General features: G+C 68.0%; 13 protein-coding genes. 10 read left to right on the top strand and 3 right to left on the bottom strand.

The annotated features are described in order from the left end of the window. Positions 1-194: 194 nt before the first annotated feature. The 3 genes from ACYQ8L_RS10125 to ACYQ8L_RS10115 form a co-directional block, all read right to left on the bottom strand. Complete coding sequence (locus ACYQ8L_RS10125) at positions 195-722, bottom strand: DUF1640 domain-containing protein (protein WP_459941675.1); 528 nt, start codon at positions 720-722, stop codon at positions 195-197. A gap of 118 nt (positions 723-840) precedes the next feature. After that, the gene (locus tag ACYQ8L_RS10120; RefSeq protein ID WP_459941674.1) at positions 841-1251 is read right to left on the bottom strand and encodes a type II toxin-antitoxin system VapC family toxin; all 411 of its coding nucleotides are present in this window, start codon (positions 1249-1251) and stop codon (positions 841-843) included. Next, positions 1248-1481, bottom strand: a complete 234-nt coding sequence (locus ACYQ8L_RS10115; RefSeq protein ID WP_459941673.1) for an AbrB/MazE/SpoVT family DNA-binding domain-containing protein — start codon at positions 1479-1481, stop codon at positions 1248-1250. Before ACYQ8L_RS10115 ends, ACYQ8L_RS10120 begins: the two co-directional genes overlap by 4 nt. A 751-nt stretch (positions 1482-2232) precedes the next feature. Here ACYQ8L_RS10115 and ACYQ8L_RS10110 point away from each other — a divergent pair. From ACYQ8L_RS10110 to ACYQ8L_RS10065, 10 genes are all read left to right on the top strand, one after another. Beyond that, on the top strand, positions 2233-3840 hold the full coding sequence (locus ACYQ8L_RS10110) for a fused MFS/spermidine synthase (RefSeq protein ID WP_459941672.1): 1608 nt from the start codon (positions 2233-2235) through the stop codon (positions 3838-3840). Between the two features lie 12 nt (positions 3841-3852). Then, positions 3853-4881 carry a peptidylprolyl isomerase gene (locus ACYQ8L_RS10105; protein WP_459941671.1) on the top strand — a complete coding sequence of 343 codons (1029 nt, stop codon included), beginning with the start codon at positions 3853-3855 and terminating at the stop codon, positions 4879-4881. A 210-nt stretch (positions 4882-5091) separates the two neighbouring features. After that, the gene (locus tag ACYQ8L_RS10100; RefSeq protein ID WP_459941670.1) at positions 5092-6702 is read left to right on the top strand and encodes a peptidylprolyl isomerase; all 1611 of its coding nucleotides are present in this window, start codon (positions 5092-5094) and stop codon (positions 6700-6702) included. Positions 6703-6748: 46 nt separating this feature from the next. After that, complete coding sequence (locus tag ACYQ8L_RS10095) at positions 6749-8353, top strand: hypothetical protein (RefSeq protein ID WP_459941669.1); 1605 nt, start codon at positions 6749-6751, stop codon at positions 8351-8353. Positions 8354-8548: 195 nt separating this feature from the next. Further along, a complete protein-coding gene (locus tag ACYQ8L_RS10090) occupies positions 8549-10096 on the top strand; it encodes a hypothetical protein (RefSeq protein ID WP_459941668.1) in 1548 nt (515 codons plus the stop codon). Between the two features lie 14 nt (positions 10097-10110). Continuing rightward, positions 10111-11211 (top strand): hypothetical protein, encoded by a 1101-nt coding sequence (locus ACYQ8L_RS10085; protein WP_459941667.1) that lies wholly within the window; start codon positions 10111-10113, stop codon positions 11209-11211. A gap of 90 nt (positions 11212-11301) precedes the next feature. After that, a complete protein-coding gene (locus ACYQ8L_RS10080) occupies positions 11302-11790 on the top strand; it encodes a TlpA family protein disulfide reductase (protein WP_459941666.1) in 489 nt (162 codons plus the stop codon). 167 nt (positions 11791-11957) lie between these two features. Beyond that, positions 11958-12884 carry a hypothetical protein gene (locus tag ACYQ8L_RS10075; protein ID WP_459941665.1) on the top strand — a complete coding sequence of 309 codons (927 nt, stop codon included), beginning with the start codon at positions 11958-11960 and terminating at the stop codon, positions 12882-12884. Between the two features lie 11 nt (positions 12885-12895). Continuing rightward, complete coding sequence (locus tag ACYQ8L_RS10070) at positions 12896-13993, top strand: hypothetical protein (protein ID WP_459941664.1); 1098 nt, start codon at positions 12896-12898, stop codon at positions 13991-13993. A gap of 10 nt (positions 13994-14003) precedes the next feature. After that, complete coding sequence (locus ACYQ8L_RS10065) at positions 14004-15344, top strand: cytochrome c3 family protein (protein ID WP_459941663.1); 1341 nt, start codon at positions 14004-14006, stop codon at positions 15342-15344. Positions 15345-15347 lie beyond the last annotated feature (3 nt).

Here is a 15347-nt window from a genome sequence, read left to right as displayed (position 1 = left end):
GCGCCTCGGGTGAAGGGTGATCGGTGACGGGTGACGGGCCCGAGAGGTCGCCGCCCGGCGAACCGCCCCGTCCGGTCGGTGCCCAACCGTCCAGGACCAACGACCAACGACTCACGACCTACGACAAACGATCCACGATCCGCGACAAACGACCTATTACAACCCTCGGCGCTCGTCGCGCGAGTGCGGAGTCGTCAGGGGAGAATCTTGATCAGCGCGACGATCACGCCGGCTTGGGCGATGAGGAGGCCGGTGACCCACCGCACGGTGGACGCGTGGGTTCGGGCGATTTCGGCCCGGACCTGCTCGATGCTCAGGCGGTTTTCTTCGATCTGGGCGGTGAGGTCGGCGCGGACCTGCTCGATCTCCTTGGTGAGATCGGCCCGGACCCGTTCGATGCTCAGGCGGTTTTCTTCGATCCGGGCGGTGAGGTCGGCCCGGACTTGATGGATCTCCTTGGTGAGGTCGGCGCGGACATGCTCGATCTCCTTCGTGAGATCGGCCCGAAGTTGCTCGATCTCCTTCTGGAGGGCGAGCTTCGTGGTCTCCAGGTGCTCCTCGGTGGCCACGTTCGCCGGGATGCGGTGCTCCAGGCGGTCGAAGGCCTCGGCCAGCGCCCGGGCCTTGACCTCGTCGTCCTTGAACGCCTGGTAGATGTCGAGGGCGATGGACACCGAAAACGCCTCGCGGGGTGGGGAGTTTTTGGGATCACCTCGGGCCATGCTACCCGGCGGTTCCCCGGTGCGCAAGGGGGGAGAAGGCGCGCCCCGCCTGCCGGCGTTTTGGCGCTCCGGAGTTCGGTCTACCCCGGGAATCCCTTGCTCGGACGAACCCCGGGATTCACGGTTCCAGACGCCGGATTCCCCGGAGGCGATCGGCGTGCTTCTTGTCGAACGAGTAGAGATCCTCGATCCCCAGGTGTTCCATGAGGGCGGCGATGTAGCCGTCGACAAAATCGATGTTCAGCGTTTCGTAATGGTCGAGTGCCCGGGCGACCAGGTTTCCGTTGACCACCTCAAGGCCCGGAGTGGCCAAAATTCCGCGCACGAGGGGGGCCACCTCGGCCCTCCCGAGGCCGTAGTACGACTCCAGCACCCACACGATCTCGGCGATCACCATCTCCGCCGTGACCAACCTCACCTCGCCGTCCTGGGCTTGGTCCAGGAGGCGTTCCACGCGGTCGGCCTTCGCCGGATCATCGTTCGTGAGGTAGCGGAGGAACAGGTTCGTGTCGACGAACACCCGGGTCACGCCGTTTCCTCCGTCACCCGCCGGGCCACCGCGTGTTTGGCGCGGGCGCGCTCCTCTTCGAAATCGCCCGTCCCCTTCGGAGGCACGGCACCCCTCAGGTCCCGCAGGGTTTTCACGGGTTGTAGAACCACGCGGCCGTCTTCCAGCACGAACTCCACGCGATCGCGGGGGCCGATCCGGAGGAAGTCACGGATCGGCTTGGGGATGGTCACCTGGCCTTTTGCGGTCACCGTTACAGGCATGCTCCTTACCTCCCGCCGAAGTACTACCCTCATCCTAGGGTGCCCCTTGGTGGGGGTCAAGGGCGCCTGGCCGCTGCGGTAAGGCCTCGGCCCGGGGCGGAGCGAAACGGGTCGTGCGAGTCCACGAGGCCGCCACCGGCACCCGCGATCCACGACCAACGACCTGCGACCTACGACGAACGACCCACGACCCACGACCAACGACCTGCGACCCCCGGCCTTTGCCTAGAATTCTTCGAAACTATTCCTCCCCGCCCCCGTACTCCGGCTTCGGCCCGTTCCTCGGGGGGTGTCCCCGCCGACGGGTTGTGATGAAATTCACGCCCCGCACCGTTCACTCGCGGTTCCAAGGAGTCCCTTGAGCCTCCTGCCCATCGCGTTTGCCTGCGCACTCGCCTTGCTGCTCGCCCGGAGTCTCCGCCGCGACGAGGTCCACGGGCCTCGGGCCCGGCCCCAGGTGATTCTTCTGCTGGACGCCCCCCCCGCCCGCCGCTCTTTCGGCGGTTGCGTGAAATTGCGCAGCACTGGGGGAAATCGCCGGTTGTGCGAGCTGGGGCAACCTTCTACGATGTTGCTACTCCGTGATACGGACGACGGAGACGGGTGCCCACGGAGGAACAAGGAGGGGGCTGCCGCCCGTTCGCTAAACCCTCTGCCCCGCGAGGACACCTGACCTTGCCCATCGCTCATCCTTCCGGCGTGCACGAAGTTTGCAACTTCGGGAGTGTGGAGGTGGTTCGTGACTGACCGCGCCGGTGTCGGTCCGCTGCCTCCACCCTGCCCAGTGGGGTTCCTCTACCTCACCGCGTTCGTGTGCGGCGGCCTCATCATGGTGGTCGAGATCCTGGGAGCCCGCGTCCTGGGGCCCCTTTTCGGCGTGGGGCTTTTCGTCTGGACCGCCCAGATTGCCGTGGCCATGGTCGCGCTCGCAGCCGGCTACGCCCTGGGAGGGGTTCTCACCGATCGCCGGGAGGACGCGGACGTCCTGTTCGGCCTGGTGGCCGCCTCGGCCCTCTGGCTGTTCCTCGTGCCCCACCTCAAGAATGCTGTTCTCCCCTGGGGCCTAGGGTTCGGGTTGCGCGGGGGTGCCCTCGTGTCGGCCTCGGTGCTGTTTGGCCCGCCGCTCCTTTGCCTGGGCTGCGTGTCGCCCGGCGTCATCCGCCTGGCGGCGCGGCGACTCGAGCGGGTGGGGCGCACGGCCGGTGGGGTGTACGCGCTGTCCACCGTGGGAAGCGTTCTCGGGACCGTGCTTACCGGGTTCGTGCTCATCGGAGCCTTCGGGGTCTCAAGGATTTTCTATCTCTCGGGCGCGGTACTGCTCGGGCTGTGCGGCTGGTATCTCTTTCTCAGAAAGCGGCCCGGGTTTGCCGCCGTGTGCCTCCTGGCGGCGGCTGGCGCGGCCCTGTGGCCGGCCCGGCCGGCGCCCGGAAAGGTGGAACGGGTGCTGCCGTCCGGCACGGTCGCCGCCCTGCTGGACGCCCGCAGTGGCCTCTACGGGGAGGTCCGGGTCATCGAGTACCGGTACGGCCCCAAAGCGGTGCGGGAACTCACCATCGACGGCCTGATCCAGGGGGGCATGGACCCCGCGTCCGGCCTGCCGGTGTACGAGTACCTCTACCTCATGGAGCGCATCCCCCGGGCCATCCGGCCCCAGGGGCGGCGCTGCCTGGTGCTCGGGTTGGGCGCGGGCCTGGTGCCCCGGCTCTACGAGGCAGCGGGCGTGCAGGCCGACGCGGTGGAACTCGATCCCAACGTGCTCGACCTGGCGCGCCGGCACTTCGGGTTTCGAACGGCCGGGAGGGTGTTCCTCGAGGACGCCCGGGTTCATCTCGGCCGCTCCGATGACCGATACGACTACGTCGTCGTGGACGTCTTCAACGGCGACGGCGTTCCGGCCCACATGGTCACCCTCGAGGCATTCCGCCAGGCCAAGGCGCGGCTCGTGCCCGGCGGGGTGCTGGCCCTCAACTTTCACGGCCGGCTGGACCTGGAGCGGGGCGGCACCGCCGCGGTGGCCCGCACCCTGGCCCGGGTGTTCGAGAACGTGGACCTCTATCCCACCTTCGACCCCAGCCGGCACGAGCACGGAAACGTTGCCATTATCGGCTACGACGGGCCGCCCGCCCCCGTGGGCCCCGAGGTCCTACGGGGCCGGCCGATCCACCCCATCGCCCTGGCGGGCCTCAACGGGTTTTGGACCCGTCGGGTGTCGGTTCGGGGGCGAAAGCTCCCGGGGCCCGTCCTGACCGACGAACACAACCCCATCGACCTCATGGACCTTGGCTTGCGCGAGGCGGTTCGCCGGAGACTGCTTGACGACACGCCATGGGACCTACTCATCGACTAGGAGGTGAGACGCATGGCGCAGAGGATACGCTTGTCGCTGGTTTTGCTGGCCATCTTGGCGATTTCAGGCGGGGCCGCTCTGGGAGGCCAGGCCGACGCGTCCGAAACGGGGGGGAAAGAGGAAGCGCCGCCCCGGACGGAAGAACAGGCTCCTCCCATCGACCCGGATACCCCCATTTTGCGGATCAACGGCCGGGACATCGGGGAGATCTGGTACGAGCGGGCGCTTGCTGAAACCGCAGCCGAACTCCAAGGGGCGTCGGAGGCCCACGGGGTGGACAACAAGATGATTCGTGAAAAGGCCATGGAGCGCCTGGTGGAGCAGGAGCTCCTCTACGATCTGGCCATGCGCGAGGAGATCCCGGGGCTGGACGAGGAGGTGGAGCGCAGGTTCCAGTCCTTCGTGGAGCGCGTGGGCGGGCCGGAGGCGTTCGAGCGCCAGGCGGCTCTCCAGCGCCTCAACGAGGAACGGGTGCGGCACATCATCCGCCGCGAACTGGCGAACTCGTGGTATGTGGAGAACGTGATCGGCCGGGATGTCGAGGTGACCGAGGACGAGGCCCGCTCCTATTACGAGGCGAACAAGAAGAAGTACGTCCACCCCGAGGAACGAAAGATCTACGGAATCTTGGCCGCAGGGAGCCGAGGCAAGGAGGCCGCCCTCCAACGCCTCGAGGAGGTTCGCGAGCGATTCGAAAAAGGGGAGGGCTTCGCCCCTCTGGCGAGGGAGTTCTCCGACGAGCCCTCGAGCCGGCTCCAAGGCGGGTTCATGGGCTACCGCACCCGGGACGACCTTCCTCCCGAGGTGGCCGAGGCCTGTTTCTCCGTAGAGCCCGGGGAACTGACCCCCGTGGTGGAAACCCGGTTCGGCTACCACATGTTCTTAGTGACCGAGGTGGTTCCCCCCGAGAATCGCTCGTTCGAGGAGGTCCGGGAGGAGGCGTTCGCCAACGCCCGCCGGATCAAGCTGCGACGGGCCGTGGAAAGGACCCTGAAGCAGGCCGGCCGGGAGGCCAAGGTGGAGGTGCTGCTGCCCCACTGAGCGCGGGGCGGTTTCCCCGTTGGTGATTTGGCGCACATGGGGGTGGGCGATTTCACGCTTGGGGTTGGGGACTCACGTTTCGGCCGCGAGAAAAAGTTGTTGCACTTTCGGAAGGTTGCCATCACGGTGCCGGCGCGGCCCGGGTGGCAGAGGTCTTGCATGGACGTCCACCCGGCCGGTGCTGCGCACCGGCCCCAGTGAGGAGAAGGGATGAACATTTCGGCTTGTTTTCGAAGTTTGGCGGGGGTCGGCGCGCTGGTCGCGCTGCTCGCCGCGTCTGCCGTCGCCGGGGCGCGGGGCGGAGCCCCCGACGAGGTGGTGGCCCGGGTGGGCGGCGAGCCCATCTACAGGGAGGAGGTCCTCCATCTGGCCCGGTTCGAACTCGGGCTGGAGCGCGACGAGGTGAAGGGGGCCCGGTACCTGGACGCCCTCAAGAAGGCGGTCACGAATCACGCGGTCTTCCGGCTGGTGCAGAAGGAGGCGCCGGAGCTCCTTCCGCACGCGGAGCGGGCGGCCACCTTGGCTGCGGCGCGCGATTACTACCGGGCCTACTATGCCCGGGTGGCCATGCCGGCGGCGCGGGAGCGCATGACGCTGGAGAAGGTGATCGAGAAGATTCCCGAACGCGAGGACCTTGCGTACATCTTCCAGATCACCATGTCCGACCGGACCGAGTTGGAGCGGATCCGGGAGCGGATTGTGGCGGGTGAACTCACCTTCGAGAACGCGGCGCGGTCCTTCAGCGAGGGGATCACGGCCCGGGTGGGGGGCGAGGTGGGCGGCATCAAGCGCACCGACGACCGGTACTATCCGGAAACCCTCCGCCTGATTTTCGACGAGACCCCGGTGGGGGAGATAACCCCTGTGGTCAAGGAGCGGCTCGGGTACGCCGTGTTCTGGGTGAAGGACCGGAAAACCGCCGAGGAGGTCCGCCGGGCCGAGGCCGAAAGCGTGCTCGGCGATTACGTGGAAGCCGACGCGAAGGCGTACTGCTGGGACCGGGTCCACGAATACGACCATGCCCACGCCGACACCGAACTCTACGTCACCGAGGCCGAGGCCCAGGCGTTCGTGGACGACCCGGACCGGGTGGCCCTGCGGGTGGACGGGGTGGCCTACACGGTGCGCGACCTCCTGGCGCGGTCGGGCGGTTCCGTGCACAGCCTAAAGGATATCACCACGATTGCCGAAAACTCCTTTCGTGACCTGATCCTCATGAAGCTCTTCGTGGACCGGTTCGGGGAGCACGAGGCGTTCACCCATCGCAAAAATGCGCTGCTCAAACACTACGCGGTCCGGCTGTGGTTCCGGGAGAAAACGGACGATCTCACGGTCAGCGAGGAAGAAGTGGACCGGTACCTGGCCGAGCACCAGGACAAGTACGCCCTCCCGGAACGGGCCGACCTCGGCGTAATCTACGTGAAAACCGAAAAACGGCTCGACCAGGTGCTGGAGCGGCTCAAGGTCGAGGACTTCGAGACCGTCGCAAAGGGCTGGAGCCAGGACAAGAGGCTGGCCGCCAAGGGCGGACGGGTCGGCGTGGTGCCCCTGCGCGGGGTCGAGGGCGATCTGTCCTCGGTGGCCCCGGGCACGGTGCTCGACCCGGTGTACATCGACCAGGGCGAGGCCCCCGGCTACTACGTGTTCAAGCTCTACCGGTACTACCCGGCCGAACAGGGCACCCGGGAGAACCTGGGGGAGGAGGTGATCGGCGGGGTCCGGTCGATGATCATGGCCGAAAAGCGCAAAGAGAGGCTGAGCGCCCTTGTGGAGCGGGCGCGCAGCGGGGTGGAGATCGAGTTGCTCGGAGACGTTCTCTGAGCGGGGGAACGGAAGGCGGTTCACCTTTTTCGTACGGAGTGAGGCGATGAAACAACAGGCTCGGTGGATGTGGGGACTCGGGGTTCTTCTGTTGGTGCTGGGGATGGGGCTCGGGGCCGGGGTCCGGCCGGCGCAGGCCGCGGCGGGGCCGAACTGGATGCCCAATTTCCCGATGCGCCTTGGGGCTGCGGGGGCCATGGGCATGTGGATGCCGGTTCCGGGCGCCTCGGAGTACAAAGTTTACCGCAAGATCGGCCAGGGCGAGTGGGAGGTGGTGTACAAGGGGCCCATGAACAACTTCCAGGACCCGACGGCGCCGGCCGACCAGGACGTGGCCTACAAGGTCACGGCCGTGGTGGGCGGGGCCGAGACCGACCCCTCGCCGGTGGCCGTGCTGAAGGGGCAGAAGCCCATCGAGCCGCCCAAGGAGCTCACGTTCCGGCTCGACGCCATCAACAAGGCGGTCCACCTCCGCTGGGGGCTATCGGAGGGCGCGTCGTTCTATAACGTGTACCGGGCCGACGCCCCGGACCAGGCCGGGACCCTGCTCGGCTCGGTGCAGGAGCCCAAGCACACCGATGCCAAGGTGGAGGACGGCAAGACGTACTACTACTTCGTCACCGCGGTGAGCACCACCGGGCAGGAGTCGAAGCGCGGGGAACCGCTCAAGGTCGAGGTCAAGTTCCCGAAGATCCAGCAGGTCAAGCAGTTCGAGTTCAAGGCCATCGTGATGAAGCTCGTCAAGACCACCCGGGGCGAGGAGTTTGACGAGTTCCAGAACCCGAGCGACATCCTGTTCCACAACGGCCGACTCTACGTGGCCTGCCAGGACGGCGTCCAGGTCTTGGACGCGGACGGCAACTACCTCGAGCGACTGCCGCTTCTCCAGGAGAAGGTGGGGAGCCGGGAGTGGAGCCGACCGTGGATGATGGGCGTGTCGGCTGACGGGAACCTGCTGTTCTCGTTTCTGGGTGACACGGCCATCCGGGAGGTGAACCCGGCCGGTGATGCGCTCGTGCGCGAAATCGTCGTGCCCCCGATGGAGGGAATGCGCGACAAACCCGGTCCGGTGGGCATCGCCCAGGCTCCGGATGGTGCGCTCTGGGTGGTGGACGGTAACTATGGTCTGCTGGAGATCTTCTCCCGAGGCGCGACGGAACCGGAACGCGTGGGATTCCCGAGGGTGTCCAGCGAGAAGTACGATCCGGCGAAGCACGGAGACCGGTTCATCGCCCCGTCCCGCCCGCGATTTCTGCCCGCGTTTCCGGACTGGATGTTCGTGTTGGAATCAGGGGAGGGGCGCCTCAGCGCCGTGGACCTCCAGGAACACAAGAAGGTGTTCTCGATTCTCGGAATCGGCGGGGCCAGAAACCAGGTGTCGCAGCTTTCGGATTTCTCGCCTTACGACGACTCTTCGATCCTGATCGTGGACTCGCTGCGGGGCGAGATCAAACAGGTGAAGGTGACGAAGCCGGGCGACGACACGAACGGGGACTACCTGGCGAACCTCGTCGACGATCCGGAAGGGAAAACACCAAAGCTCCAGTCCATGTCAGCGAATCCGACCATTGTGCAGTTCGACCCGCAGCGACGCCGTTTGTACGTGTTGTCGGTGCAGGGTAAGGAAGTGGCCGTCTACGACCTGCCCTGACGGCAGGGGACCCGGGGTGCGGCCGCGCGAGGCCCCTCCCACCGGCGCGAAAGGAGGTTAGAGGCGAAGCGATCCACCACAAGCGGGCTGGGCCGGGCCCGCGGACAAAGTCTTGAGACGGGGCCGAGGCGGCCGAGGCCGCAGGCCCACCCCATGTGAACCGCGGGTTCAACCATGAACAGAGGAGGAAAAGCCGTGAAAACGATGAGGATCCTTCTGGCCGGAGCCGCGGCCGCCGTGCTGGCCGCTGCCTCGGCGAACGCGGCGGTCAACGGGAGCCACCACGACCTGAGCGCCTACCAGGGCGCCACCGAGGTGTGCCTGTACTGCCACGGCGTGCTCGACACCACGGCCGCCACCGGGAACTACGGGAACGTCGGCGAACTGTGCCTGTCGCGCTGCCACCGCGGCGGCACGGCCTATGTCACTACGGCGACGGTGGTTCCGGAAATCGCGGCCACGCTCGATGAGAGCGGAACGGTGGTACCCGTCTCCTACAGCGTGAACGCCGTCAACGTGACGAACGGGTTCGCCCACGGGCTCAACCCCGCCGACCTGCTCGTGTCGACCACGGGCGCCCAAGTCACCTTCGACGCCGTCGGGCAGGGGCTGCCCTACGGCACGGCCACCCAGCTCGAGTGCACGAGCTGCCACAACGTGCACGACAACACGAACACCCCGTTCCTGCAGCTGGACCTCTTCACCGGCGGCCCCGGCGGCGAGAGCTTCTGCGAGGCCTGCCACACCGACCGCGGGAACAGCTGGGTGGGCGGTGAGGCCGCCCCCAACGGCGAGCACCCGGTGAACTTCGCGCTGATTCTGAACGCCAACGTGGGAACCAGCGCCGGAAACCGCACGAACGCCGAGCGCTACGGCCGGTACATCAACCTCGACGGGAACATCTTCGACGTGGCCACCGCGAACGGCGCGGCCCTGAACGACCCGGCCCAGCACTACACGCCCGGCGGCAAGGTGAGCACCTGGGCGAACGCCGCGGGCGGCGAGACCTTCGGGTGCTACACCTGCCACGGCGTGCACGTGCCCACCAACGACCGGCCGGGTCAGCCGAACCTGATCCTGCGGGACGCCGTGAGCGCTGACGGCACCTGGAACCCGATCTGCGTGGGCTGCCACGGTACCGACGCCACCGGCGTCGACGACCCGAACCCCGGCACCACGGCCTACTACCACCCGGTGGGGTCGGCGGCAAACGCTGGCACGGCTGGCGCCGGCAACATCTACACCTACACCACGAGCACCGGGAACTTCTCGTTCCAGGTGGACCTCTCGGCCATCAACGCGGCGTCGGGTGGGGGCCAGAACGGCATCGCCGACAACGTGGTGGGGATCGAAGGCACCACCGGAAAGCCCCGCTGCGGCTCCTGCCACGACGTGCACGGCGGCATCAACAACTCCATGGCCCTGGTGGACCTCGATGGCGCCCGCGACGGCGCGTTCACCGGCAAGATCTGCGACGCCTGCCACACCGGCGTGGGCCTGCCCGACGTGGCCGACAACGCGGGCAGCGCGGGTGAGCCGGCCAACAGCCACCACCGCACCAGGACGGGTGACTGGGGTACCGCCACGGTCACGGACGCCGACGGCGACACCCTGAACCTCGACGGCACGAACGCGGCCTCCTGGCTCACCGCGGCCGACCACGCGAACGGCCTCGGCTGCGCCGACTGCCACGTGTTCCCGACGGCGGGCGGGTCCACCCACAGCACGGCCCACAACTGGTAAGGAGGATGGGGATCATGAAGACGAAACAGGTACTTGCGGTGCTTTGCGCGTCGCTTCTGGCGGCGCCCGCCCTGGCCGGCATCAACCCCGCCGACCCGGGGCTCCCGACGGCCGATACGTCTAACAACAACGGTGCGTCCACCTACACGGGCTTCACGGCCACGAACAACCAGGCCTCGGCCATGTGCGTGGACTGCCACACCGTGCAGCCCAAGGCCGGCGGGTCCCACTTCGTGAACCCGACCAGCACGGGCGGCTTGACGAACTCCGGCGGCTCCGGCATCGACAACACCGGCGCCATCGCGGCCCGGGACAACGGCGCCTACTTCAAGATCTCGCTCTGGAGCACGAACGGCTCCACCGGCGCGGCCACCTACTCGAAGTACGCCGACACCTCCGTGCCGGCGAGCTATGTCCCGGACAACACCGTGGCCGGGGTCACCACGGCCACCCTGCAGGCCACGGCGTCGAACTACGCCGGCTACGATATCGTCTGCGAGAGTTGCCACAACATCGTGATCAACGACGCGGGCGGAAACAATCTGCTCGAGGCCCAGGCCAACAACGAGTGGGAGGACACCCCGGTGGCCGACCTGTGCGTGGGCTGCCACGGGTTCATGTACACCGCGGCCGTGGACCAGTCGGCCAGCGGTCTGGCGAACTGGGGCGACGCCCGGAACACGAATGAGGTCTCGGGCGGCCGGAAGGGCAACAACGAGTACCACTGGGTCAAGGGCGTGGCCCGGCCCCAGAACCACCACGTGATGACCGGCGACGTGATCGACGCTACCCAGGCGGGGCTCATGGTGCTCTGGACCGACAACGACGTGGTGAGCTACACGGACAGCCCGATCAGCAACACCTCGACGCAGGGCACTTACCCCCAGAAGGCCACCTGGGACAACGGTCTCACCAAGCCCTCGGGCGGCGGCCTCACCTGCACGAACTGCCACGCTCCCGCCCACGGCCAGGGCGCGAGCCCGGCCGCGTCGATCCTGCGGAACGCCACCTACACGGCGGCGCCCACGGCGCTGGGGCCGATCTCCCGGATCAGCGACCGGGGCGGCTGGAAGAAGATCGACGACCTGACCTACTGCGGCCAGTGCCACCAGTAGCGGGGGTCGCGGAAGCGTAAGCGGCGTGCCAACGAGGGGCCCCTGCGGGGCAGGGGCCCCGGTTTTCCAACCCGACGGGAGGTAGCGAGCATGCGCAAACTGTTCACGATGCTGGTGGGGGCGCTGGCGGTGGTTGCGGTGGGGACGGCTGGTCTAGCCCAGGAGGGGCCGAAGTACGGTACCAACGTGGGCGACGTGGCCAAACCGGTGAAGATCCACACCATGGACGGCGACGAGTTCGACACGGGCAAGATCGAGGAGAAGACCCTGTTCGTGTTCGTGAACTCGATCTGCGGGTTGTGCGCCAAAGAGATGAAGGACCTCGCCAAGAACGCCGACAGCCTCAAGAAGGTGAAGGTGTACCTGGTGAGCGTGGACCAGAACAAAGAGCGGGCCATGAAGGTGTACGAGAAGTTCCAGAAGCTGTTCGGTCTGCTCCACGACCCGGAGTATTCGTTCGGCGAGGCCGTGGGGCTCTACGCCACCCCGTCCACCCTGCTTCTCGACAAGGGCGGGAAGATCCTGTTCAAGAAGACCGGGTACCGGGGCGACGTGGACGAGATTCTGAAGGCGCTCTAGCCCAGCGACCGGATCGACGCGGAACGGAAGGGGCCCGAACGGGCCCCTTCCTGTTTGGGGGGGCGTTCTGCTAAGGTGGGGGCGAAACTTCCGGGGTGCCGGCGGGGTACAAGGGCCGTGGGTTGCCGGGAAACAGTTTTGGCGTAGGGAACGGAGGGGTCCGCATCATGATCTCGCGATGGCTCGTGTGGGGCGCAGTGGCATTGGCCGCGCCGGCCTGGGCAGGGCTCAACCCGGCGAACCCGGGGTTGCCCAACGCCCAGGCCTATGGAACCACCTACGGGAACAACGCGGCCTCGGCCCTCTGTGTGGACTGCCACACGGCCAATCCCAAGCCGAACGGCGGCACCCATTTCGTGACCCACCACGACGGCGCCTCGGTGCGCACCACCCAGAACACCACGTACGAAAAAACCGACGCTTGGAGCGGCGGCGCCTCGTATCTCTCGAAGTACGCCGTTCCCTCCCCCCCGAACCCCTCGGCCCAGTCGGTCACGGGTCAGACCGGGGAGATCATCTGCGAGTCGTGCCACAACCTGGTCAAGAACGCGGCCGGCGGGAACAACCTGCTGGAGGCCTTCGGCCGCGATCTCGACCCCTCGGCCCTGTGCGAGGGATGCCACGCGGCCCAGGCCGGGGGGCCGCCGGCGCATCACCCGATGACCGGCGACACGGTGGGCCCCGACGACGACGACCCCAATAGCCACACCCTGAACACCGGGCATACCTCCCACGTGCGCTCCACCCCCACGGCGGGAAGCGAGGTGACCTATCCGGCGGCGAACGCCGTGAACTGCGCCTCGTGCCATTGGCCCCACGGGGCCCAGGTGCAGACCGGGGCCCGGATCCTGAAGCGGGGCTGGTCGGCCGTGACCTCGATCCCGGGCGTGGCCGGGCAGCCGGTCAATGTGATCTATTACGACAACGTGCCCGAGCCGGGCGACACGGCGGGCTCGGTGAAGCAGTGGAACACCGGCGACACGGTGCCGGGGATCGACCGGCAGGTGGACGTGGAGGCGGCCGCGGGCGCGGGCAAGCGCCTGGTGGCCAACCCGGACCCGCTGTGCGACGCGTGCCACACGGCCAACGACTGAGGGAGGGGCCCATGCGGGGGAGACTGGTTTGGGCGCTCGCCGGCGCCCTCTGGGCCGCCGCGGCCGGGGCGGCCATCAACCCGGCGGACCCGGGGCTGGCCAAGGCCGACGCTTACGGCGAGAAGGGGATCCCGAACAACGGGGCGTCGGCCCTGTGCGTGGAGTGCCACACGGAGAACCCCACGCCCGGGAAGGGCACCCATTTCGTCCTGAACGCGCTCACCGGTACGCTCCGACGCACGAACTCCGGCGGCGGGTGGCCCGACGCCATGTGGGGGGTGAGGGACGCGGGCGAGTTCTTCAAGATCACCCCCTGGCTCGAGGAGGACTGGGGGAACGGCGGGTCGTCGAAGTACGGCGACGCCGACACCTGGGAATCGGTGGTCTACACCGGGGGGGAGGCGGTGATCGCGGCCGAGGCCTGCCGGTCCGAGACGAACCCGGCGGCCATGGGGGCGCTGGAGCTCATCTGCGAGTCGTGCCACAACCTCCGGGTAAACATCGAGGGGCGCTACAACCTCCTCGCCAAGGTCACCAGTTCCCCCGTTCCCGACGATACGGTGGAGGGGGGGCACGCGCCCCTTTGCGTGGGCTGCCACGGGTTCCTGTACCAGGACGACGGGGGCGAGGCCAACTCGCTCCATTCCAACTGGAACGACCCCCGGAACTGGAGCCACGTGGCCGGGCGCCGGCGGGGGAACAACGAGCGCCACTACATCCGGGGGATCGCGAAGCCCCGGAACCACCACGTGATGACCGGGGACGTGATCGACTTCCCCCTGGCCGAGGCCGGGCTCCTGGTGCGGGACGTGGATGTGCTCAGCCCCAACATGGTGAGCAAGCCGATCCGGACCGATTCGCGCAAGGGCACCATGCCGATCCGGGAGGTGCCCCTTCCCCCCATCGTGCTCCCGAGCGACCCCTACAACCTCCACTGCGTCACCTGCCACGCCCCCGGGCACGGGGGCGATCCCTCCATGGGGGCGGCGATCCTGAGGGGGGAGAACCTGGGCGGGAAGGATCGCGGTCTCGGGATCGACCGGATTTTTGACGGCAAGGAGTGGGGCCGGTACGCAGACGTGAAGTTCTGCGGGAGCTGCCATGAGTAGGGGAGGGGCCGTGAAACGGATCGCTGTGGGTGCCGTCGTGGGACTGGCCGCTTTTGGGGCGGCGGGAGCCCGGGCCGGGGTGGAGGGCACCCACCACGACATGCGCATCTACAACCTGGCCGAGGAAAAGAGCGTGTGCGCGTACTGCCACGTGCCCCACCGGGCCTCGTCGGAGGAGAGCCTGCTCGCCCGGGAGGGGGTGTACGTGTCGGAGCTCGGCCGGGTGGGGGCGTTTTGCTACACCTGTCACGACGGCACCGTGGTGCCCACGGCCCTGGTGGAGGCGCCCGACGGCACCCTGGGCATCGAGGCCCTGACCCGCTCCCACGGGCTTGACATCGACGACTTATCGGCGGCGACGGGCGGGCTGGAGGGGCGGGCCAACGTGGAGGCGAGCGGGCTCGTGCCTCCGGACCCGGAGACTGGGGCCCTTCCGTCCCGCATGGAGTGCACGGCTTGCCACGACCCCCATTCCGACCAAAACCCGCCGTTCCTGAAGGTTCCGATCGAGGAGCTCTGCCAGCGGTGCCACTCGGGCGGCGACCGGGCGGGAGACGGGCGGTGGACCGCCGTGGAGGACACGGGGGGCCGGAACCGGGCCCACCCGGTGGGGATGCCTGTGGTCTTCTCCGGGGCCGAGCGGGTGAGGCCCGATCTCCCGGGCCCCGAGATGGCGTTCAACGCCGTGGACCCGCGCCTTCGGGTCCCCGGTTTGGGGCCCGAGGAGCGGGCGGATCCGGCACGCCACTGGACGACCGGGGGGCACCTGGCCGGGTTCGGTGACGACCCGCCCCAGGGGGGCGTCATGTGCTCCACGTGCCACAGCGCCCACAGCGTGAAGGAGAACCTGCTGGTGATCGAGGCCTACGACACGGCCTCGGGCACGGACCCCCTTTGCGCCGGATGCCACGGCGAGGAGGGTAAGCCCCAGAACCCGGGCGGCACGCTCTATTACCATCCGGTGCAGGACGAGGCCGTTCCCCCGTGGGAGACCTCGACCGTGCCCCACAGGGGGCTCGACATCGCGATTCCCCCGGAGTGGCCCGTGGCCGACGGCGGAGGGCTCCTGTGCGCCACCTGCCACCGGATGCATCAGGGCCGCCCGGGATCGCGGTGCCTCCGGGCCGAGGATCGTGGAAAAAAATACCTTTGCGACGTGTGCCACCTGCCCAACGACGATGTCTCGGGCGAGAACGCCCACCACCTCACATCGGCGGAGGACCTGAGCGCGTTTCTCCAGGGGCGGGAGCTCTCCTGGTACGCCGCGCCGGGGGAACCGGGCGACCTATCGGACGGGCTCACCTGCATCGACTGCCACGTGGGGCTCGCCAAGAGCGCCCACAACTGGTGAGGG

It is taken from the genome of Deferrisoma palaeochoriense, assembly GCF_054656955.1.
This window is presented reverse-complemented; position numbering and strand designations above follow the sequence as displayed.

Bases quoted from the DNA above. Each gene is read 5' to 3' on its own strand.
- ACYQ8L_RS10125 (WP_459941675.1), bottom strand. From the start codon at position 722: ATGGCCCGAGGTGATCCCAAAAACTCCCCACCCCGCGAGGCGTTTTCG.
- ACYQ8L_RS10105 (WP_459941671.1), top strand. From the start codon at position 3,853: ATGGCGCAGAGGATACGCTTGTCGCTGGTTTTGCTGGCCATCTTGGCG.
- ACYQ8L_RS10100 (WP_459941670.1), top strand. From the start codon at position 5,092: ATGAACATTTCGGCTTGTTTTCGAAGTTTGGCGGGGGTCGGCGCGCTG.
- ACYQ8L_RS10095 (WP_459941669.1), top strand. From the start codon at position 6,749: ATGAAACAACAGGCTCGGTGGATGTGGGGACTCGGGGTTCTTCTGTTG.
- ACYQ8L_RS10085 (WP_459941667.1), top strand. From the start codon at position 10,111: ATGAAGACGAAACAGGTACTTGCGGTGCTTTGCGCGTCGCTTCTGGCG.
- ACYQ8L_RS10080 (WP_459941666.1), top strand. From the start codon at position 11,302: ATGCGCAAACTGTTCACGATGCTGGTGGGGGCGCTGGCGGTGGTTGCG.
- ACYQ8L_RS10075 (WP_459941665.1), top strand. From the start codon at position 11,958: ATGATCTCGCGATGGCTCGTGTGGGGCGCAGTGGCATTGGCCGCGCCG.
- ACYQ8L_RS10070 (WP_459941664.1), top strand. From the start codon at position 12,896: ATGCGGGGGAGACTGGTTTGGGCGCTCGCCGGCGCCCTCTGGGCCGCC.